This window comes from Shinella agrisoli, from assembly GCF_046557955.1.
GTDB lineage: Bacteria > Pseudomonadota > Alphaproteobacteria > Rhizobiales > Rhizobiaceae > Shinella.
The window spans coordinates 189211-208890 of the sequence record NZ_JBJIEP010000010.1 but is presented as its reverse complement, the minus strand read 5'-3'; the positions used below and the strand labels follow the sequence as shown (position 1 = coordinate 208890).

Sequence of the window (19680 nt, the reverse complement as noted above, 5' to 3'; positions counted from 1 at the left end):
GGTTCATTCGGCCTTCAAGAGCGCGCCGGCTTCCAGCAGCACGAACTCGTTGTCGTCCGCCTTGTCGAGCGCGCGGCCGGCGGAGAAGGGCAGGTTGTTGTCGTTGCCGACGACGATGTGCGTCTCGTCCACCCGGTCGACGTTCTCGATCGTCACGAACGGCATGTCGTAGAAGCCGTCGCCGCCGCCCTGGCGCTTCCGGTTGTCCGGGTCGGCGATCTTCAGGAGGTCGATATAGCCGATCTTGCGCACCGCCTTGCCGGCGTTCTCGTCGGTCATGGCGATCTTGTAGATGCGCTTGACCTTGGAGGGGGTGGCGAAGCAGTCCGGCTTCGGGTCCTTGGGATCGGCGCAGGCCTTGTCCGCCGTGCCGGCGCCGTTGTCGCGCTCGATCACCAGCGCGGTCGTCTCGTCCAGCATGTTGAAGTCGCCGATCGCCTCGCCGCCGTCCGCGAGCGGATAGAGCCAGCTGCGGCCCGTCCACGCCTTGGAGGCGGTGTCGAGCTCGATGATGCGCAGCGCCGGGCGGCCGTCCGCCTGCTCGACCGATTCGCTGTCGGTCCACAGCGGGCCTTCCAGCAGGCCGTAGAGCTTCGTGCCGTCCTTCGAGAGCGCCAGGCCCTCGTAGCCGCCGGAGCGCTTCAGGTTGAAGGCCGGCGCCTTCTTCGACGGGTCGGCCTGCACGGTGAGCGTCGGGTTGTCCGGCGAGGTCACCGGCTTGCCGTCGACTTCTGTCGCGATCACGTCGGTCAGCCGGCCGTCGAGGTCGAACTTCAGGATGTAGGGGCCGAATTCCTCGCCGACCCAGAAGCCGTCCGCCACCGGCTGGATGGATTCGACGTCGAAGTCGCCGCCCGTCAGGTAGCGCTTCCCGGCGCCTTCCATGACGATCGGGAAGGGCGCCTTCCTGTCCGGGTCGGAAAGGAAGACGGTCTTCACCGGCTCCAGCGTGCCCTTTTCCCAGTCGAAGCGCACGTTGTGCAGCATCAGCATGGCGTCGGTCGAGTTCAGCTTGTTGCCGAAGCCGTTGTCGGAGAGCGTCCAGAACGTGCCGTCCTCCATGGCCTTGATGCCGGAGAAGCCCTGCATCGGCTGGCCCTCGAAGGGCAGGGCGAGGCCCGTCTCGCGCACGCCGTCCTTGCCCATGACGCTGCCGGGCGCCTCGGCGCGCTTGCGGTCGGCGGTCGAGAACTTGCCGGAGGTCTTGAGGTAGTCGGCGGCGTCCGCCGGCGCGGCGATGATGGTGTCGGCCGGAAGGATCGCATGGCCCTTCAGCGTGGCCGGGAATTCCCTCTCCTCGGCGAGGGCGGCGGTGGTCATCACAAGCGCGAGCGCGGCGGTCGAAAGAAGGTGCCTGGTCATGATCGTCCCCATGGGTTGGCAAAGCGACGCCAGTTGATAGGCGGCGCACATGACGCTCGCTTGACAGTTGCTTGTCGCTTTCGTGACGGGGGAGGGATCAGGCGGCATCGTGGCCCAGCTTGCGGCGGATCTCCGTCAGGAACAGCCGCAGCGACGGCACCGGATCATTGTGGTGATAGACGATATAGACGTCGGAGACGGGCGGGTTCGGCCGGATCGGCACGAAGGCGAGCGGTCCGGCCGTCAGCCTGGCGATGCCAGCGGGCACGATGCTGACGCCGAAGCCCGCGACGATGAGGCTCGGGATCGACTGCGCGTCGATCACCTGCTGCGAGACGCGCGGACGATAGCCGGCGGCGACGATGCAGGCCATCACGTAGGCCGCGAAATCCGAGCTGTCCGGCCGCAGCACCACGTGCTGGTCCTCGCGCAGGTCGGTGATCGAGACGCTGGCGCGCCCGGCGAGCCGGTGGTCGCTGCGCAGCAGCGCCACCATCTCCTCCTGCCAGCCGTATTCGCAGGCCAGCTCCTCGTCGCGCGGCATCGAGCGGTTGAAGCTGACGTCGGTGCGGCGGCTGAGCACCTCGTTGATCTGCGCGGCGGGCGACTGCTCGTGCACGCGAAGGGTGATCCGGGGATGCGCCGCGGCGAAGCCCGCCAGGAGCTCCGACAGGCCGCCGCGCAGGATGGAGCCGGTCGTGCCGATCTCGATCATGCCGTCCTGGCCCTGCTGGATCTCGCGGATTTCCTGCAGGCTGCGCTCGTACTGGTCGAGCATGTTCCTGGCCCGCTGCAGGAACAGTTCGCCCGCGCGGGTGAGCGTCACCTTGCGGCTGGTGCGGCTGATCAGCTCGGCCCCCAGCTCGCGCTCGAGTGTCTGGATCTGCGTGCTGAGCGGCGGCTGGGACATGTTCAGCCGCTGGGCCGCGCGGGTGAAGCTCAGCTCCTCGGCCAGGACGACGAAACATTGAAGCTGACGCATCCTCATAGCGTTACCGTATAGATCGGTGATAAATCGATATTAGACAAAGATATGATATTCGCCAATATCGTTCCACGAGGGGCAACCGCTGCGCCGCCGATGCGAGGGAGACGGTGGAGGCCGTGCATCCGGCTCGCAGGCTGTCCCTTCCGTCACAGGGAGGAACACATATGCCGAATTGGTCGAAGTCCTTGTTTGGACAGGTCTGCCTCGCGCTGCTGCTCGGGGTGGCCGCCGGTTTCTTCGCGCCGGAGTTCGCTGCGAAGATGAAGCCGCTCGGGGACGGCTTCATCAAGCTCATCAAGATGCTGGTCCCCGTCATCGTCTTCTGCGTGGTCGTGCACGGCATCGCGGGGGCGGGGGACCTGAAGAAGGTCGGCCGCGTCGGCGTGCGCGCCATCGTCTACTTCGAGGTGATCACCACCATCGCCCTCGCGCTCGGCATCGCCATCGCCTACATCTTCGGGCCGGGCCACGGCATGAACATCGACGTCAGCACGCTCGACGCCTCGGCGCTGTCCTCCTATGTCGAGAGGGCGCACGAGGTCAGCAGCGGCGGCACCGTCGAGTTCCTGATGAAGCTGATCCCCAGCACGATGATCAGCGGCTTCGCCCAGGGCGACGTGCTGCAGGTGCTGGTGGTCGCCATCCTGTTCGGCTGCGCCCTGTCGCAGGTGGGAGAGCGCGGCAGGCCGCTCCTGCACATGATCGAGCTGGCCGGCGACGTGACCTTCAAGATCATGTCCTTCATCGTCCGCCTGGCGCCGATCGGCGTGTTCGGCGCCATCGCCTTCACGGTCGGCCGGTACGGCATCGGCTCGCTGGCGCAGCTCGGCTATCTGGTGGCGCTGTTCTACCTCACCATCGCGGTCTTCGTCTTCGTCGTCCTCGGCTTCGTGATGCGGCTCGCGGGCTTCAGCCTGGTCAAGCTGCTGCGCTACCTGCGCACCGAGGTCGGCATCGTCGCCGGCACCGCATCGAGCGACGCCGTGCTGCCGCAGACCATGCGCAAGCTGGAGCATCTCGGCATCAAGGATTCCACCGTCGGCCTGGTGATCCCGACCGGCTATTCCTTCAACCTCGACGCCTTCTCGATCTACCTGACGCTGGCCGCCGTCTTCATCGCCCAGGCGACGAACACGCCGCTGTCGACGGTCGACCTGCTGGCGATCCTGGGCGTGGCGCTGGTGACCTCGAAGGGCGCCCATGGCGTGCCGGGCTCGGCCATCGTGATCCTCGCCGCCACGCTCGCGGCGATCCCGACCATTCCGGCCATCGGCCTGGTTCTGGTGCTGTCGGTCGACTGGTTCATGGGCATCGCCCGCGCGCTGGGCAACTACCTCGGCAACTGCGTGGCGACGGTGGTGATCGCCTCCTGGGTCGGCGACATCGACCAGGACCGCGCCCGGCGGGTCCTCGACGGCGAGGCCATGCCGGCCCCCGCCTTCCCGGAAGAGCCCGCCACGCACGGCGCGGGCTGACGCCGGCGGAAGGCTGCGAGGAAAGGCCCGCGCCACGGCGCGGGCCTTTTCCGTTCCGCCCGCGGCGGAATGCTAAAGCTCCACCGCCTCGATCCGCTTGTCGACGAAGCGCAGCGCCACCTTGCCGCCGATGAGGTTGAGGGCGGTGTCGCCGAAGAGCTCGCGGCGCCAGCCGTGAAGGGCCGGCACGTCCGCCGCCTCGCCCTCGATGGCGATCCTTTCGAGGTCGTCGGAATTGGCGATGATCTTGGCCGCGACACCTTCCTTCTCGGCGACGATCTTCAGCAGCACCTTCAGCATCTCGCTGGCGGCGGCGGCGCCCTCCGGCACGTGGTTCTGGCGCGGCAGGCGCGGCAGGTCGGCCTTGGGGATCGCGAGCGCCTCGTTGATCGCCTCGACGAGCGCGGCGCCGGACTGCGAGCGTTCCCAGCCCTTGGGGATGGTGCGCAGGCGCGCCAGCGCCTCGGCGTCGGCCGGCTGCTGCTGGGCGATCTCGTAGATCGTGTCGTCCTTCAGGATGCGCGAGCGCGGCACGTTGCGCCCGCGCGCCTCGCGTTCGCGCCAGGCGGCGACCTTCTGCAGGACGGCCAGCTCCATCGGCTTCTTGACGCGCATCTTGAGCCGCCGCCAGGCGTCGTCCGGGTGCAGGTCGTAGGTCTCGCGCGATTCCAGCACCGCCATTTCCTCGGTGAGCCAGAGCGAGCGGCCGGCCGCGTCCAGCTTCTCCTTGAGCGCCAGATAGACGTCGCGCAGGTGCGTGACGTCCGCGAGCGCGTATTCGAGCTGCTTTTCGGTCAGCGGCCGGCGGCTCCAGTCGGTGAAGCGCGAGGACTTGTCGATGTGCACGCCCTTGATCTTCTGCACGAGCTGGTCGTAGGACACGCTGTCGCCGAAGCCGCAGACCATGGCGGCGACCTGCGTGTCGAAGATCGGATGCGGGATCAGCCCGCCGCGGTTGAAGATGATCTCGATGTCCTGCCGGGCGGCGTGGAAGACCTTCAGCACCGCCGGGTTCGCCATCAGCGCGAAGAAGGGGGCGAGGTCGAGGCCCTTGGCGAGCGGATCGACGATGACCTCGGTGTCCGGGCCGGCGAGCTGGATGAGGCACAGTTCCGGCCAGAAGGTCGTCTCCCGCAGGAACTCCGTGTCGATCGTCAGATACTCGGAACGGGCAAGCGTCTCACAGGCGTCGCGAAGGGCTGCGGTGGTATCGATGATCTGCATGACGGGCTCGGGCGGAACTTTCTCGAAATTTTCGATCGGGCAGCTTTAGACTCTTCACGGTTTTGCCACAATCGAAAAGTTGGCCGATGCAACCGGAAGGGTTGGGCATGGACGCCCCGCGCGCCGCCTGGTTCCCGGGCCGGGCCCGAGGATGACGACAGAAGAGAGGTGCGGAGGGCGATCACGACGGTTCCGCGTGCCGCGCCGCCGATGGGCAGCCCTCACGCCACCCGCACATAGCTCGTCATGCCGGTCTTCTGGTGCTCGATGATGTGGCAGTGGAACACCCAGTCGCCGGGATTGTCGGCGACGAGGGCGAGCTGCACCTTCTCGTCCGGCAGGATGAGGTAGGTGTCGGAGAAATGCGGGGCGGGCCGCTGCTTGTTCGAGTTCATCGGCCGGAAGACGAGGCCGTGCAGGTGGAGCGGGTGGATCTGCGGCGTCGGGTTCTCGACGTTGAAGATGTAGGTCTTGCCCGCCTTCATCTCGGCGAGCGGGGCGGTCGGGTCGCCCGTGTCGTCCGCCCACGGCACCTTGTTGATGGCCCAGAAATTGTAGCCGAGCGAGCCGCAGATGCCGTCCTTCGGCCGCTCCTCCGCCGAGGCGCTGAGGACGAAGGGGATTTCGCTGGCGGCCGAAAGGTCCGGCTCGGGCAGGGGATTTGCCGAAAGCGCCGGCAGGTCGGCGATGGCGCGCTTCAGCGAGGCGCCCGCGGCGCGGAAGGTGGCGAGCGTGGCGGGCTTCGTGCCGCGAAGGTCGCGCAGGGCGGCGAGCGCGCCCTCGCCGTCGGGCATGCGCAGCACGAGGTCGAGCCGCTGGCCGGGGCCGATCATCAGGTGGTCCGGCACGAAGCGCTCCGCGACGGGATTGCCGTCGAGGGCGATCACCTGCGCCTCGGCGCCCTCCACGGAGAGCGCGAGGATGCGGGTGACGTCCGTCGCGGCGAGGCGCAGGCGCACGAGGCCGCCGGCCGGCGCGTCGTATTGCGGCGACATCCGCCAGTTGGCGGTGCGCACGGTGCCGAAGGTGCCGGCGCGGGCGGCGTCGCGCGGGCGGAACTGGGCGATGAACTGCCCGTCGCCGCCGAGCCGCCAGTCGCGCAGGTTGAGCACGATCTCCGCGTCGAAGGCCGGGTCCGCCGGGTCCTCCACGACGACGACGCCGGCAAGGCCGCGGCCGATCTGCGTGAGCGTGTTGCAATGGGGATGATACCAGAAGGTGCCGGCGTCGGGCGGGGTGAAGGCATAGTCGAAGCCGTCGCCGCCGTAGACGTAGGGCTGCGTGAGGAAGGGCACGCCGTCCATGCCGTTGTCGATCCTGAGGCCGTGCCAGTGGATCGTCGTCGGCTCGTCGAGCCGGTTGTCGAGGCGCAGCGCGAACGGCTTGCCGCGCCGCATGCGCAGCACCGGCGGCACCTCCGCCTCGCCATAGGTCATGGCGCCCTTCGTCGGCCCCTTGCCGGTGATCATCGCCTCGGTGGTGCGCGCGACGAGCGTTTCCGCCGCCTCGGCGTTCGCCGGCCCGCCGAAGCGCCCCGCAAGGCCGAGCCCGCCGGCATAGGCCCCGGCGGCGAGTGCGCCCTTCATCAGCGTGCGGCGTGTCAGCATGGCGGTCCCTCCGGGTAGCGTTCCCCGCTGCCCCCTCGTCCGCCTGCCGGCATATCCGTTTCCCTCTCCCCTCGGGGAGAGGTGTGCCGGCGAAGCGGCGGCGGGGCGAGGGGGCGATGCGAAATGCTGTCCTGCTTCTAAACCTGAGCGCAGCGCTCAGCAATAAGCGGCGGGCGACCAGATTGCCGCAGCCTCAGCGCTCGTCGTCCCGGTCCTTGTCGGAGGCGGCGAGCTTGTTGAAGAAGAAGGAGGTGCGCAGGAGGTTGCGGAAGCGGCTGCGCCGCTCGCCGGCCGGCACGGGCGGGCGCGCGCTCATGCGCAGCGCCGTATAGGCCATGAAGGCGACGAGCACGGCGGCGGTGTAGAGGAACAGCGCCTCGGGCCCGAAGAACTGCAGGAGCACCGAGGCGAAGAGCGGGCCGATGATCGCCCCGATGGACCAGAAGAACAGCATGCCGGCCGAGACCAGCGCATGCTCGCCCTCGCCGGCATGGTCGTTGGCATGCGCCGAGCAGAGCGAGTAGAGCGGCATGGCGAAGGCGCCGAAGACGAAGATGCCGACGAAGTTCCTCCACTCGTCGCCGCCGGCGAAGAAGGCGAGGTAGAGCGCGGCGAGCGCCGAACCGAGCGTGGCGACGAGGATGATGAGGCGCCGGTCGAGCCGGTCGGAATAGACGCCGAGCGGATATTGCAGCACCACCCCGCCGACGATGCCGGCGCTCATGAAGCTGGCGATCGCCGTCACCGAGAGCCCGATGTCGTGCGCGTAGATCGGTCCGAGGTTGCGGAAGGCGGCGTTGGTGAGGCCGACGACGATGCAGCCGACGGTGGCGAGCGGCGAGATGTTCCAGAGCTTCTTCACGTCGAAGCGGATCGCCTCCGGCACGGTCGGGCTGGAGCGGTCGGCGAGCGAGATCGGCACCAGCGACAGCGACAGCGCCATGGCGATGACGGCGAAGAGCTCGAAGCCGCCGATGCCGATGCCGGGGATCAGGTATTGCGCGGCGGTGACGGAGCCGAGGTCGACGAGGCGGTAGACGGAGAGCGTGCGCGCCCGGTTGGCGTTGGTGACCGCCGCGTTCAGCCAGCTTTCGACGGTAGCGAAGAGGCTGGCGAAGCAGATGCCCGCCACCAGCCGCATCGCGAACCAGAAGAGCGGGTCGACGACGAGCACCATGGCGATGGCCGAGGCCGAGGCGATCGCCGCCATGGCGGAGAAGGTGCGGATGTGGCCGATGGCGCGCAGCACGCGCGTCACGTAGATGCAGCCGATGGCAAAGCCGATGCTGTAGCCCGCCCCGACGAAGCCGATCACCGAGGTGGAGAAGCCTTCCTGCGCGGCCCGGAGCGCGATGAACGTGCCCTGCAACCCGTTGCCCCCGATCAGGATGCCTGCGGTGACGAGAAGGGGAATCAGGGGACGAATCGTCGACATGCGGCCACTATGGCGAAGCTTTCGCGGAAAGGGAGAGGGAAAGCGGCGGCCTGCCGAAATTGTATACGAGAGGGTGGTTCGGAGCCCAAGGGCAAGCCGCCGCATAGCCTGCCCCTCATCCCGCTGCCGCGACCTTCTCCCCGCAGGCGGGGAGAAGGGGGATGACGCGCCGTTTTCCTCAGGCAAGGCCGGTTTGAAAAGCATGTCCCCTCTCCCCGCTTGCGGGGAGAGGGTCAGGGTGAGGGGCAAAGCCGCAGGCGCTTCCATTGGGGAGGGGAAGCCGCTCCTCAGCCGTCCAGCAGTTCCGCATCGTCCGCAGGTGGTCGGCCTGCAACGGCTTTTCGAAATAGCTCTTCACGAAGCTGTACTGCATCGCCCGCTCCCGGTCCCTGCCGAGATGCGAGCTGGTCAGCATGGCGACGACGGGGGCGTGCACCTCGAATTCCTGCGCATAGCGGTCGAGGAACTCGAAGCCGTTCATCACGGGCATGTTGATGTCGAGGATGATGGCGTCCGGCGTCTCGGCCCCTGCGGGCGCCGACCCCGTAAAATCCGGCTTTTCAGGCGGCGTCGTCGCGCGCCTGGGCCGCTTCCAGCCGTTCGGTCAGCGCCTGGAGCTCGCCGGTCAGCGCTTGCAGGGCTTCGAGCGGGCATCCCGTCGCCTTGCCGATCGCCATGCGGATGGCGACCGCCTCGTGCTGCATGGCGCGGCCCTTGTCGGTGAGCGTCACGAGCACCTGGCGCTCGTCGCTCCTGTCGCGGGCGCGGCGGATGTAGCCGGCCGCCTCCAGCCGCTTGAGAAGGGGGGAGAGCGTGCCGGAATCGAGCCCCAGCGTCTCGCCGAGCGCCTTCACCGTGCGCCCGTCCTCCTGCCACAGCGTCATCAGCGCGATATATTGCGGATAGGTGAGGCCGTAGGGGTCGAGCAGCGGCTTGTAGGTGCGGTTGAGCGCATGGGCCGCGGAATAGACGGCGAAACAGAGCTGCCGGTCGAGCGCCAGCATGTCCGCCGGAATGTCGTCTGTCTCAGCTTCGTCACGTTTGTCGGTCATGGTGCCATTGTCGCACAAACGGCCGGAATTGCAATTTGCAAAATCATATTGCGCGCAATCTAATTATGCGCTATCAGTATTCCATCGTCAACGACAGCAGGAAGGAGACACCCATGCCCATTCTCTACAGGACCAAGGCTTCCGCAACCGGCGGCCGCGCCGGCCACGGCGCGACGGAGGACGGCACCGTCGACGTGACGCTCACCGTTCCGAAGGAGCTCGGCGGCGACGGCGCGACGGGCGCGAACCCGGAAAAGCTCTTTGCGGTCGGCTATTCCGCCTGCTTCCTCGGCGCGCTGAAGTTCGTCGCCGGCAAGGAGAAGGTGTCGATCCCGGACGACGCCAAGGTCACCGCCACGGTCGGCATCGGCCCGCGCGAGGACGGCGGCGGCTTCGGTCTGGAAGCCGCCCTCGAAGTCTCGGCCCCCGGCGTCGACAAGGCCGTGCTGGAGGACCTCGTGAAGAAGGCCCACGTCGTCTGCCCCTACAGCCACGCCACCCGCGGCAACCTCGACGTCAAGACCACCGTCGCCTGACCGGCTCCGGCCATCGAGCGAAAAGGCCGCCCGCCGAACCGGGCGGCCTTTTGCCTGTTCCGCCGGGAACAGCGTCGGGAAGGGGGATGTGCGACCTTCCGATCACCGGATGAGAGAGGCTCATCCCAACCGATCAGGAGAGACCCCATGCGCAAGATCATCGTTTCCGCCGCCATCGCAGCCATCGCCGCCGTTTCCTTCGCCGCCCCCTCGCAGGCCGGCTACTACGGCTACGGCTACAAGCCGCACTGCTTCGTCAAGAAGGTGAAGTCCTACGACTACTACGGCAACGTGATCATCAAGAAGATCAAGGTCTGCAAGTAAGCCGTTCGCCCGCCGACCTCCCCGAAGGCCCGGACGTTCCCTGCGTCCGGGCCTTTCTTTGTGTGGTCGTACGGAGGTGGGTCCTCGGGTCAAGCCCGAGGATGACGACAGAAGAGAGGTGCGGCGATCGAAGCGGCGTCGCCGCATGCCGCATCGTTCAATAGACGGGAAACCGCTTCCTCCCCTCCGTCATCCTCGGGCTTGACCCGAGGATCCGTCCACACGGCACGCCGCACAATACATCTTGTCACGGGAAAAATAACGCCTATATTGTTTCCCATGAAAGGAGATCGTGTCATGCAGCGCAAGCCCGTACCGCAAGCCAATGCCGAAGGCGTCGTGCTCACCAAGGCCGCCGTCAATGCGGCGGAGCGGCTGGGGCTGACGGCGCGCATCCTTTCGGCGGTCATCGGCGTGTCGGAGGCGACGGTCTCGCGGCTGAAGCGGCAGGACGTGCTCCTGGAGCGCGGCACCAAGCCGTTCGAGCTTGCCGTGCTGCTCGTGCGCCTCTTCCGCTCGCTCGATGCCATCACCGGCGGCGACGAGACCGTGGCCCGCGCCTGGATGACGGCGCAGAACAGCGTCCTCGGCGCGCGCCCCGTCGACCGTATCGTCTCCATTTCCGGCCTCGTCGATGTCCTTGCCTACCTGGACGCCCGCCGCGCTCTCGTCTGAGGCGCGGCCCTTTTCGGGCGCCGTCTGGCGGTTCGTCGAGGCGCAGCACCGCGTCTCGACGCTGAAGCTCGTCGATACGCTGGACGAGCAGGCGCTGCTGGAAGACCTCCTCGAAGAGAGCAAGCCGGTGCTGCCGCCCGAATGCGCCGGGCTCGACTACCTGCTCGCCACGCCCTTCCGCTACGGCGCGGTCTATCCGCACGGCTCGCGTTTCCGCCGGGCAGGGCGCACCCTCGGCGTCTACTACGCCTCCCTCGCGGTGGAGACGGCGCTCGCCGAGATGGCCTTCTACCGGCTGCTCTTCTTCGCCGAATCGCCCGCAACGCCCCTGCCGGGCAATGCCGCCGACTACACCGCCTTCTCCGCCGCGATCGCGGCGGACGAGGCCATCGACCTCACGCTTCCCCCGCTCGACCGGGACGCGGCCTTCTGGACCCACCCGACCGATTACGCCGCCTGCCAGGTGCTGGCCGACGGCGCGCGCGCGGCGGGCGTCGCCGCCATCCTCTACCGCTCCGTGCGCGATCCCGCCGCCGGCGCCAATCTCGCGCTCCTCACCGCCGCCGCCTTCGCCGCGCCGCGGCCGGTGGAACGCCAGACCTGGCGCATCCGGCTCTCGTCGCTCGGTGTGCAGGCGCTCTGCGACCACCCGCCCCGCCGCATCGGTTTCTCCCGCGAGGATTTCCGCGCCGATCCGCGCATCGGGTGAGGGGCAGCGCCGAGCGCTTCCTACCGCCGCAGGCTTCCCAGGATGCCGCGCACCAGCGCCTTGCCGAGCGAGGTCGCCACGCTGCGGGCCACCGACTTCATCGCCGCTTCCGCCACCGTCTCGCGCTGGTAGCCGGAGCGGGCGCGCGGCTGCCTGGGGGCGGGCTGGGCGGCCGGTTCCTCGTCGCCGAAGCCGGGCAGCTTCCAGCGGCTGCCGCCGGAGGACGGCTGTCCGGCCTGCTCGGCCTCCGCCTGCTGCTGCGCGGCGGCGGCATCGGCCGCCTGCCTGGCGCGGGCGGTGAGGATCTCGTAGGCCGATTCGCGGTCGACATCCTCGTCGTAGAGGCCGGAGACGGGGCTGACCTTCATGATGTCCTGGCGCTCGGCGTCCGTGACCGGGCCGAGGCGCGAGGACGGCGGGCGGATCAGCGTGCGCTCCACCATGGAGGGCGCGCCCTTGCCTTCGAGCGTGGAGACCAGCGCCTCGCCGGTGCCGAGGTTGGTGATGACGGCGGCGCAGTCGAAATCCGGGTTCGGGCGGAAGGTGTCGGCCGCCGTCTTCACCGCCTTCTGCTCGCGCGGCGTATAGGCGCGCAGCGCGTGCTGCACGCGGTTGCCGAGCTGGGCGAGCACGGTCTCCGGCACGTCGAGCGGGTTCTGCGTGACGAAGTAGACGCCGACGCCCTTGGAGCGGATGAGGCGTACGACCTGCTCGACGCGCTCGACCAGCACCTTCGGCGCGTCGTTGAACAGAAGGTGCGCCTCGTCGAAGAAGAAGACCAGCTTGGGCTTGTCCGGATCGCCCACCTCCGGCAGCACCTCGAAGAGCTCGGAGAGCATCCAGAGCAGGAAGGTGCCGTAGAGGCGCGGGTTCATCATCAGCTTGTCGGCGGCGAGCACCGAGATCGCGCCGCGCCCGTCGTTGGTCGTGCGCATGATGTCGGAGATCTTCAGCGCCGGCTCGCCGAAGAACTGCTCGGCGCCCTGCTGCTCGAGGATCAGCAGCTCGCGCTGGATCGAGCCGACGGAGGCCTTGGAGATGAAGCCGAACTGGCTGGAGAGCGCGCCGGCGTTCTCGCCCATATAGTTGAGCAGCGCCTGGAAGTCTTTCAGGTCGAGCAGCGGCAGGCCGCCCTGGTCGGCGATCTTGAAGGCGATGTTGATGACGCCTTCCTGCGCGTCCGTGGCGTTCATCAGGCGCGAGAGGAGCAGCGGCCCCATCTCCGAGATGGTGGTGCGCACCCGGTGGCCCTTCTCGCCGTAGAGGTCCCAGAAGATCACCGGGAACTCCTGGAAGTCGTAAGGGGTGAGGCCGATCTGCTCGGCGCGCTTCTCAAGGAAGTCCTTCGGCTCGCCCATCGCGCCGATGCCCGAAAGGTCGCCCTTCACGTCGGCGCAGAACACCGGCACGCCGGCATTGGAGAAACCCTCGGCCAGGATCTGCAGCGTCACCGTCTTGCCGGTGCCGGTGGCGCCGGTGATGAGGCCGTGGCGGTTGCCGAACTTCAGCTCCAGATATTCCGGCTTGTTGTTCGTATCGTCCGGCTTGCGGCTGGTGCCGATATAGAGCTTTCCGTCCTGAAGAATGGAATCCGCCACGTTGAAACTCCTTGGCTGCCGGTTCCTCGTCCGATCCCCGAAAGGAGGCGGATCGCCGCGCCCTGACGGTTTTCATTGAATCGTCTCAGGCAGGTTATAAGGATAGTCCGGCACGGGAACAACACGCTTTGCAAGCGGTCCGCCCCGGCTGTCGAAGAGGCTGAAGGCCGGCTTGAGTTTGCCGGAGAATTCATTTACCTTGACGTCAACGTCAATTCCTTCGGAGGGTTTTCCATGAACGAACTCGTCACCCGCGTTTCCAATGCTGTCGGCATCGACGCGGCTCTCGCCGAAAAGGCCATCGGCATGATGCTCGGCTTCCTGCAGCGCGAGGCCGCGGACGGCCCGGTCGCCAGGATGATCGAATCCATCCCGGGCGCGGCCGACCTCGTCGCCAAGTACAACGGCGAAGGCGAGGGCAAGGGCCTCATCGGCGGCCTGATGAGCGCCATCGGCGGCGGCGGCGTGATGGGCCTCGGCCAGCAGCTGATGAGCCAGGGCCTCGGCATGGGCGAGATCACCGGCCTTGCCAAGGAGACCATCGCGGTCGCCCGCGAGCATGCCGGCGACGAGACCGTCGACGAGGTCGTCGCCTCCGTGCCGGGCCTCAGCCAGTTCGTCTGAGCTTGCCTTCGCCATCCCGCGCCGGCGCGGGATGGCCTGCCCGCATCATGCTTGGGCTTTCAGCCACTTGCGCAGGCGGCCGCGCGCATTGGCATAGGGGGATGAGGTGTTGAACTGGATCATCCTGCCCATCGGCCATTTCCCGTACCACGGGCGGCCGTAGAGCGCCGCGTCGTCCTTCTCGTTTATCGCGGCGACGATCCTGTCCTTGGCGGCATGCAGCCGTTCGACGAGTTGCGGATAGGGGACCCCGGCATAGTCGGCGTAGAATTTCTGCGCGAGGCGGCCGAGTTCGTTCCACTTGAATCCCGTTTCCGGAAAATCGACGGGCTGGCCAGCGGCGTCCCGCTCCAGCCATTTGAGCACCAGTTCGTTCCAGCCGGTGAGATAGGCGACGAGGTCGAGGGGGCTCATCTGCGTGCCCCTGGCATGCCCCTCCATCGTGCGCGCGTGGGCGAGGGCCGGAGGGACATCGTCCAATGCCTTTGCGAGCTTGCCGAACTCCGTGCGGATCGCCGCGAGCAGTCCGTCCCTGTCCCGTGGAACCGCCATGGCCGTCACCGCCGCCGCGAAAGCAGCATCACGGCGGTGAAGGCGACGAGGCCGAGGCCGACGGAGAGCGGTCCGGCCTTCGGCCCGCCGGCCTCCATGATCGCGCCGGTGAGGCCGGAGCCCGCGCCGCTGCCGGCCGCATAGGCGAGCGCGAAGGCGGCGCTGCCGGCGACCAGCATCGCGCCGCTGTAGCGTTCGCCGAGGATGGTGAGCGCGCAGGTATAGAGCGAGAAGGCGGCCGCGCCCATCAGCGCGAAGACGCAGAGGATCGCCGCCTGCGATTCCATCGACGGCAGGGCGAGGTAGCTCGCCGCCGCCACGCCGGCGGCCCCGAGCGCGACGCGCTCGCGCGGCAGGCGGTCGAGGGCGACGCCGATGAAGGGCTGGGCGATCGCCGTCGGCAGGGCGAGCACGGTCACGCTGACCGCGGCGAAGGCCTCCGAATGGCCCGTCTTCACGAAATAGACCGGCATGGCGGAGATCGCCGCGATGTCGGCGAAGCCGAAGGCGAAGACCATGCCGACGAGCAGCGGCGCCGCCCTGAAGAAGCGGAAGACGTCGCCGGTGGAGGACGGCTCCGGCACCGTGCGGGTGGAGACCGTCAGCATGCCGGTGGCGAAGGCGACGATGGCGAGGTAGACGGCCGTCAGCGCGAAGCCGAGCCCGCCCTCGCTGCCGAGGAGCGGAATGGCGAGCGGGCCGGCCGCAAAGCCGGCGCACATGCCCGCGCCGTAGATGCCGGAGACCCGGCCGCGCAGCCGGTCCGGGCAGGCGGCGTTCAGCCAGGCTTCGCCGAGCATGAAGATGAGGCTGGCGAAGAAGCCGAGCAGGAAGCGGGCGGCGAGCCAGACGGCGAAGGACGTGGATGCCGCGAAGGTGGCAAGGCACAGCGAGCAGCCGACGAGGCTCGCGATGATCAGCCGGTCGGCCCGCCAGCGCGCGGTGAGGCTGCCGACGAGCAGCGTCGAGGCCGCCAGCCCCGCGGCGAAGGCGAGCGCATTGACGCCGATCAGCGTCGAGGAGGTGCCGCGCGCCTCCAGCGTCAGCGAGATCAGCGGATAGGTGAGTCCCTGCGCCACGGAAAAGGCGGTGACGCCGAGGATGACGGCCGCGATGGCCGGCCAGTCCGGCGAAAGGACGGTGGTGGACGAGGACTGCATGAGGGCTCCCTGCCGCGCGCGGGGGGCGGCATGCTCTCCTTACCGGGTGCGCCGGGGATTGGGAAGGGAGGCCATGACGAGCGTTGCAGCATCGAGGGGGGTGGCTTGTCTTGCGGAACCGTTCAGCCCTTCACCGCCACGACGAACAGCCGGGGAAACCGCAACAGCCGCCGCCCGTCCGCCATCGGCGGGTAGGCGTCGGCGATGCGGCCTTCGTAGTCGGCGAGGAAGCCGCCGCGCTCGTCCGCCGGGATGCGGTCGAGATAGGGGCGCAGGCCCGTGCCCTTCACCCATTCGACGATCGCCGCCGCGTCCGCCATCGGGTGGTTGTAGGCCGTGTGCCAGACGTCGACGCGCGCCGCCTTGGGGCCGAGCGCATCGAAATAGGCGGCGGGGGCGGGCAGGGGCCTGCGGCGCGGGGTGCCGGCCTCGAAGGCCGCGCGCCAGGGCCCGGCGCGCGCGCTTTCCTCCATCAGAAGGTGGGAGGGCTCGCAGAGGTTGTCCGGCATCTGCACGGCGAGCACGCCGCCCGGGCGCAGGCCCTCCATCAGCCGCGCCAGCAGCGTAAGGTGATCGGGCAGCCACTGGAAGACGGCGTTGGCGAAGAGCAGGGCGGCCGGCTCGTGCGGGTGCCACTTCGCAAGGTCGCATTCGACGAAATCGACGCCCGGCAGGCGGTTCCGCGCCGCCTTGAGCATGTCGGCCGCGTTGTCGACGCCGCGCACGCCGCGGCCGGGAAAGCGTGCCGCCAGCAGTTCCGTCGAGTTGCCGGGCCCGCAGCCGAGGTCGTAGACCGTGCCGGCGGGAAGCGCGGCCGGCACCTGGGCGAGGAGGTCGCGGGCCGGGCGCGTGCGCTCGTCCTCGAATTTCAGGTACTGCGCGGCGGACCAGGCCATTCTAGAGGCTCTCCAGCGAGGGCAGGATCAGCGCCGGGCCGAGGTCGAAATACTCGTCCGGCATGCCGCTCCGGTTGATCCAGACGGTGCGGAAGCCGAATTTCGTCGCCCCCGCGATGTCCCAGCGGTTGGAGGACTGGAAGGAGACGGCGTCCGGATAGAGCCGGTAGCTGGTCGTCACCAGGTCGTAGACGGCGGGCGCGGTCTTGTAGGTCCTCAGCGCGTCGACGGAGAAGATGTCGTCGATCACCGTGTCGAGCGCGGCGTTCCTCACCGCCGAGGCGAGCATGGCCGGCGAGCCGTTGGAGAGGATGGCGACGGCGGCGCCGCGCTGCTTCAGCGCCTTCAGGACGGCGGGAACCTCCGGGTAGCAGTCGAGCTTCCAGTAGGCGTCGAGCAGCTTCTGGCGCAGCGCCGGATCGACGCCGCCGATGCGCTGGAACGTATAGTCGAGCGCCTGCTCGGTAAGCTGCCAGAAATCGGCGTAAGCCCCCATCAGCGCCCGCGTCCAGGAATATTCGAGCTGCTTGGCGCGCCAGATCTCGGAGAAGATCTGGTAGTTCGGCCCCACGTCGCCCGCATGGCGCCGCACCGCCGCGTGCACGTCGAACAGCGTGCCGTAGGCGTCGAAGACATAGGCGGCGTGGGACATGGGCGGCGATTCCTTATGGCACTGTCGTGGCGATTGGCGGGTATCGGGCGGGGAAAGTCAATCGCGGCCTGCCCCTCGTCCGCCTGCCGGCACCTTCTCCCGCAGGCGGGGCGAAGGACGGGATGTGCCGGCTTCCCCCGGGCGGAAGAGCGCGGCTTTCGGGAAAAGCGAGACCCCGGCCGCCTTCTCCCCGCTTGCGGGGAGAAGGTCGCGGCAGCGGGATGAGGGGCAACAATGCCCTCAGAACCGCGTGATCACGCTGATGCCGAGCTCCGTCGCCCGGTCCATCGCCGTCAGCGCCGGCACCGCCTCCTCCAGGCCGATGTGCCGGCCGATCAGCTTCTGCGGCGCGAGCCTGCCGCTTGCCATCATCGCCAGCATGGCGTCGTAGCGCCAGGCCTGCATGCCGTGGCTGCCGTAGATCTCCAGCTCGTGGCCGATGACCTGCGCCATCGGGATCTCGGGCGTCGCATGCTCGGCCAGCATCAGCCCGACCTGCACGTGCCGCCCGCGCCGGCGCAGGTTCCGGATGGAGTTGAAACAGGTGGCGGGCGAGCCCAGCGCGTCGATGGAGGCATGCGCCCCGCCGCCGGTGACCTGCCGCACGGCCTCCGCGACGTCCGCGACGTCGCGGGCATTTACGGTGGCGACCGCGCCCACCGTCTTCGCGAAGTCCAGCTTCTCCGCCGAGATGTCGATGGCGACCGGATTGGCCCCGAGCGCCGCCGCGATCATGATCGCCGACAGCCCAACGCCGCCGCAGCCGTGCACCGCCACCCATTCGCCGCCCGTCACCCGCGCCTGGTCGACGACGGCGCGGAACGAGGTGGCGAAGCGGCAGCCGAGGCTGGCGGCGGTGGCGAAATCGATCGTTTCGGGCAGATGCACGAGGTTGTGGTCGGCATGGTCGATCGCGACATATTCGGCGAAGGAGCCCCAGTGGGTGAAGCCCGGCTGGAACTGCGCCTCGCAGACCTGCTGGTTGCCCGAGCGGCACTCGCCGCAATGGCCGCAGCCGGAGACGAAGGGCACCGTCACCCGCTCGCCCACGCGGAACCGCCGCACCGCCGCGCCCACCGCCGCCACCGTGCCGGCGAGCTCGTGCCCCGGCACGTGCGGCAGGCGGATGTCCGGGTCGTGGCCCATCCAGCCATGCCAGTCGCTGCGGCAAAGGCCCGTCGCCTCCACCTTGATCACCACCCCGCCGGGCGCCGGCGCCGGGTCCGGCAGGGTGCGGATTTCGGGCGTCGCCCCGAAGGCCTCGTAATACATCGCGCGCATGGCTTTCTCCCTTTTCGTCCTCTATCGCACGCGCCCCGGAGACCCTCAACCGCGCGATCCATGACAAGGCCTGATGCACCCATTCAACATCTTGAATGGACAAGCCGCGCGCGCTGCCCGAAGGCATTTGCGGCTTGACCGGGCGCGCCGGGCGGGCCTTGATGGGCGAAAAGGAGTAGAAAATGCCAGTCGATACCTCACCACGCTCGACGACCTGGACCTTCGTGGACGGCGAATGGGTTTCCGGCAACCCGCCGCTCGTCGGCCCCACCTCGCACGCCATGTGGCTCGGCTCCACCGTGTTCGACGGCGCGCGCTGGTTCGACGGCATCGCGCCGGACCTCGACCTCCATTGCCAGCGCGTCAACCGCTCCGCCGAGGCGCTCGGCCTCAAGGCGGCGGTGAGCGCGCAGGAGATCGAGGCGCTCGCCTGGGAGGGCGTCCGGAAATTCGACGGCCGGACGGCGGTCTACATCAAGCCGATGTACTGGGCCGAGCACGGCTCCCCCGCCAGCGTCGTCGCGCCGGACCCGGATTCGACCCGCTTCGCGCTCTGCCTGTTCGAGGCGCCGATGGGCGATCCCAAGGCCGGCTCCTCGCTCACCGTCTCGCCCTTCCGCCGGCCGACGGTGGAATGCATGCCGACCGACGCCAAGGCCGGCTGCCTCTATCCCAACAATGCCCGCATGCTGGTGGAGGCGAGGAAGCGCGGCTTCGACAACGCGCTGGTGCGCGACATGCTGGGCAACGTCGCCGAGACCGCGTCCTCCAACATCTTCATGGTGAAGGACGGCGCCGTCTTCACGCCCGCCGCCAACCGCACCTTCCTTGCCGGCATCACGCGCGCCCGCGTCATCGGCCTCCTGCGGGAGGCGGGCTTCGAGGTGGCCGAGGCGACGTTGACGCTCGCCGATTTCGAGGCCGCCGACGAAATCTTCACCTCTGGCAACTATTCCAAGGTGGTGCCGGTCACCCGCCTCGACGGCCGCGACCTTAAGCCCGGCCCCGTCACCGCCAAGGCGCGCGACCTCTATTTCGACTGGGCGCATTCGAACGGCGACGCGTGAGGGAAAAGCCGGCGGAAGAGCCGCCTCCTTGCCCTATTCCTGCCCCGCCGGGTCCTGCGTCGTGTTGTCCCCGGTCGCGGCGCGGGCCTTCGCCGCCGCCTCGCGCTCGCTCTCGCGCACCACATGCAGGAACTCGGCGGCGATCGGCGGGGAGACCTCCACCGTCTTCTTCTGCTTGTCGTAGATGCAGACATAGGTGATCTGGCTCTTGGCTTCCGGCGAAAGCCCCTCGACGGCGGCGATGCCGAAGGACTGCGTGCCGGTCGGCTCGACGAAGACGGTGGGCGTCCCGAGCGCTTCCGGCAGGCTCGCAAGGCAGCTCTTCTCCACGTCGGCGCGGAACTCCTCCCAGGCATCCGGCGAGGAGGCGCGGGCGGCCGGTGCGGCGAGGCAGAGGGCAAGAAGGGCAAGGGGGATGGCGCGCATGGAAGGCTCCCGTGTTGCAGGCGGACGGGGCGAAATG

At 68.6% G+C, this 19680-nt stretch carries 20 protein-coding genes and 1 pseudogene; 7 read left to right on the top strand and 14 right to left on the bottom strand.

All coding sequences use genetic code 11. The features are described from left to right. Positions 1-3 precede the first annotated feature (3 nt). Positions 4-1362 (bottom strand): esterase-like activity of phytase family protein, encoded by a 1359-nt coding sequence (locus ACIIOY_RS13385; RefSeq protein ID WP_411035167.1) that lies wholly within the window; start codon positions 1360-1362, stop codon positions 4-6. Positions 1363-1459: 97 nt separating this feature from the next. Then, positions 1460-2344, bottom strand: coding sequence for a LysR substrate-binding domain-containing protein (locus tag ACIIOY_RS13380; protein ID WP_411035166.1), 885 nt, complete (start codon positions 2342-2344; stop codon positions 1460-1462). Positions 2345-2514: 170 nt separating this feature from the next. Between ACIIOY_RS13380 and dctA the strand changes: the two genes are divergently transcribed. Beyond that, positions 2515-3825 (top strand): C4-dicarboxylate transporter DctA, encoded by a 1311-nt coding sequence (gene dctA / locus ACIIOY_RS13375; RefSeq protein WP_411035165.1) that lies wholly within the window; start codon positions 2515-2517, stop codon positions 3823-3825. Between the two features lie 72 nt (positions 3826-3897). On the opposite strand, the gene rnd is transcribed toward dctA, so the two are convergent. The 5 genes and pseudogenes from rnd to ACIIOY_RS13350 all read right to left on the bottom strand — a co-directional run bounded on the left by rnd (position 3898) and on the right by ACIIOY_RS13350 (position 9143). Beyond that, positions 3898-5043 (bottom strand): ribonuclease D, encoded by a 1146-nt coding sequence (rnd, locus tag ACIIOY_RS13370; protein ID WP_411035183.1) that lies wholly within the window; start codon positions 5041-5043, stop codon positions 3898-3900. A gap of 227 nt (positions 5044-5270) precedes the next feature. After that, positions 5271-6656: a multicopper oxidase family protein gene (locus ACIIOY_RS13365; protein ID WP_411035164.1), complete on the bottom strand. Its 1386-nt coding sequence runs from the start codon at positions 6654-6656 to the stop codon at positions 5271-5273. Between the two features lie 193 nt (positions 6657-6849). Next, complete coding sequence (locus ACIIOY_RS13360) at positions 6850-8091, bottom strand: MFS transporter (RefSeq protein ID WP_411035163.1); 1242 nt, start codon at positions 8089-8091, stop codon at positions 6850-6852. 178 nt (positions 8092-8269) lie between these two features. Beyond that, positions 8270-8605 (bottom strand): annotated as a pseudogene (locus tag ACIIOY_RS13355) (response regulator); the annotation flags it as partial. 46 nt (positions 8606-8651) lie between these two features. Then, positions 8652-9143 carry a MarR family winged helix-turn-helix transcriptional regulator gene (locus ACIIOY_RS13350; protein WP_411035162.1) on the bottom strand — a complete coding sequence of 164 codons (492 nt, stop codon included), beginning with the start codon at positions 9141-9143 and terminating at the stop codon, positions 8652-8654. Between the two features lie 113 nt (positions 9144-9256). Between ACIIOY_RS13350 and ACIIOY_RS13345 the strand changes: the two genes are divergently transcribed. The 4 genes from ACIIOY_RS13345 to ACIIOY_RS13330 all read left to right on the top strand — a co-directional run bounded on the left by ACIIOY_RS13345 (position 9257) and on the right by ACIIOY_RS13330 (position 11387). After that, complete coding sequence (locus ACIIOY_RS13345; RefSeq protein WP_411035161.1) at positions 9257-9679, top strand: organic hydroperoxide resistance protein; 423 nt, start codon at positions 9257-9259, stop codon at positions 9677-9679. A 147-nt stretch (positions 9680-9826) separates the two neighbouring features. Continuing rightward, a complete protein-coding gene (locus ACIIOY_RS13340; protein ID WP_411035160.1) occupies positions 9827-10003 on the top strand; it encodes a hypothetical protein in 177 nt (58 codons plus the stop codon). Positions 10004-10300: 297 nt separating this feature from the next. After that, positions 10301-10678: an antitoxin Xre/MbcA/ParS toxin-binding domain-containing protein gene (locus tag ACIIOY_RS13335; RefSeq protein WP_411035159.1), complete on the top strand. Its 378-nt coding sequence runs from the start codon at positions 10301-10303 to the stop codon at positions 10676-10678. After that, positions 10638-11387: an RES family NAD+ phosphorylase gene (locus tag ACIIOY_RS13330; protein ID WP_411035158.1), complete on the top strand. Its 750-nt coding sequence runs from the start codon at positions 10638-10640 to the stop codon at positions 11385-11387. Before ACIIOY_RS13335 ends, ACIIOY_RS13330 begins: the two co-directional genes overlap by 41 nt. Positions 11388-11407: 20 nt before the next feature. Here the strand turns inward: ACIIOY_RS13330 and ACIIOY_RS13325 are convergent, their stop codons facing one another. Continuing rightward, positions 11408-12973 carry a helicase HerA-like C-terminal domain-containing protein gene (locus ACIIOY_RS13325; RefSeq protein WP_411035182.1) on the bottom strand — a complete coding sequence of 522 codons (1566 nt, stop codon included), beginning with the start codon at positions 12971-12973 and terminating at the stop codon, positions 11408-11410. A 246-nt stretch (positions 12974-13219) separates the two neighbouring features. Between ACIIOY_RS13325 and ACIIOY_RS13320 the strand changes: the two genes are divergently transcribed. Beyond that, positions 13220-13609 carry a hypothetical protein gene (locus ACIIOY_RS13320; protein ID WP_411035157.1) on the top strand — a complete coding sequence of 130 codons (390 nt, stop codon included), beginning with the start codon at positions 13220-13222 and terminating at the stop codon, positions 13607-13609. 45 nt (positions 13610-13654) lie between these two features. Here the strand turns inward: ACIIOY_RS13320 and ACIIOY_RS13315 are convergent, their stop codons facing one another. From ACIIOY_RS13315 to ACIIOY_RS13295, 5 genes are all read right to left on the bottom strand, one after another. Then, positions 13655-14161, bottom strand: coding sequence for a ClbS/DfsB family four-helix bundle protein (locus ACIIOY_RS13315; RefSeq protein WP_411035156.1), 507 nt, complete (start codon positions 14159-14161; stop codon positions 13655-13657). Positions 14162-14166: 5 nt separating this feature from the next. Continuing rightward, a complete protein-coding gene (locus ACIIOY_RS13310) occupies positions 14167-15321 on the bottom strand; it encodes an MFS transporter (RefSeq protein WP_411035155.1) in 1155 nt (384 codons plus the stop codon). Positions 15322-15443: 122 nt separating this feature from the next. Next, complete coding sequence (tam, locus tag ACIIOY_RS13305; RefSeq protein ID WP_411035154.1) at positions 15444-16217, bottom strand: trans-aconitate 2-methyltransferase; 774 nt, start codon at positions 16215-16217, stop codon at positions 15444-15446. Between the two features lies 1 nt (position 16218). Further along, a complete protein-coding gene (locus ACIIOY_RS13300; RefSeq protein ID WP_411035153.1) occupies positions 16219-16869 on the bottom strand; it encodes a haloacid dehalogenase type II in 651 nt (216 codons plus the stop codon). Positions 16870-17109: 240 nt separating this feature from the next. Next, positions 17110-18150 carry a zinc-dependent alcohol dehydrogenase family protein gene (locus ACIIOY_RS13295; protein WP_411035152.1) on the bottom strand — a complete coding sequence of 347 codons (1041 nt, stop codon included), beginning with the start codon at positions 18148-18150 and terminating at the stop codon, positions 17110-17112. Between the two features lie 182 nt (positions 18151-18332). On the opposite strand from ACIIOY_RS13295, the gene ACIIOY_RS13290 reads away from it, so the two are divergent. Continuing rightward, a complete protein-coding gene (locus ACIIOY_RS13290) occupies positions 18333-19217 on the top strand; it encodes a branched-chain amino acid aminotransferase (protein ID WP_411035151.1) in 885 nt (294 codons plus the stop codon). Between the two features lie 33 nt (positions 19218-19250). Here ACIIOY_RS13290 and ACIIOY_RS13285 read toward each other — a convergent pair whose 3' ends face one another. Next, entirely contained in the window at positions 19251-19643 is a 393-nt protein-coding gene (locus tag ACIIOY_RS13285) for a hypothetical protein (RefSeq protein ID WP_411035150.1), read from the bottom strand. Positions 19644-19680 lie beyond the last annotated feature (37 nt).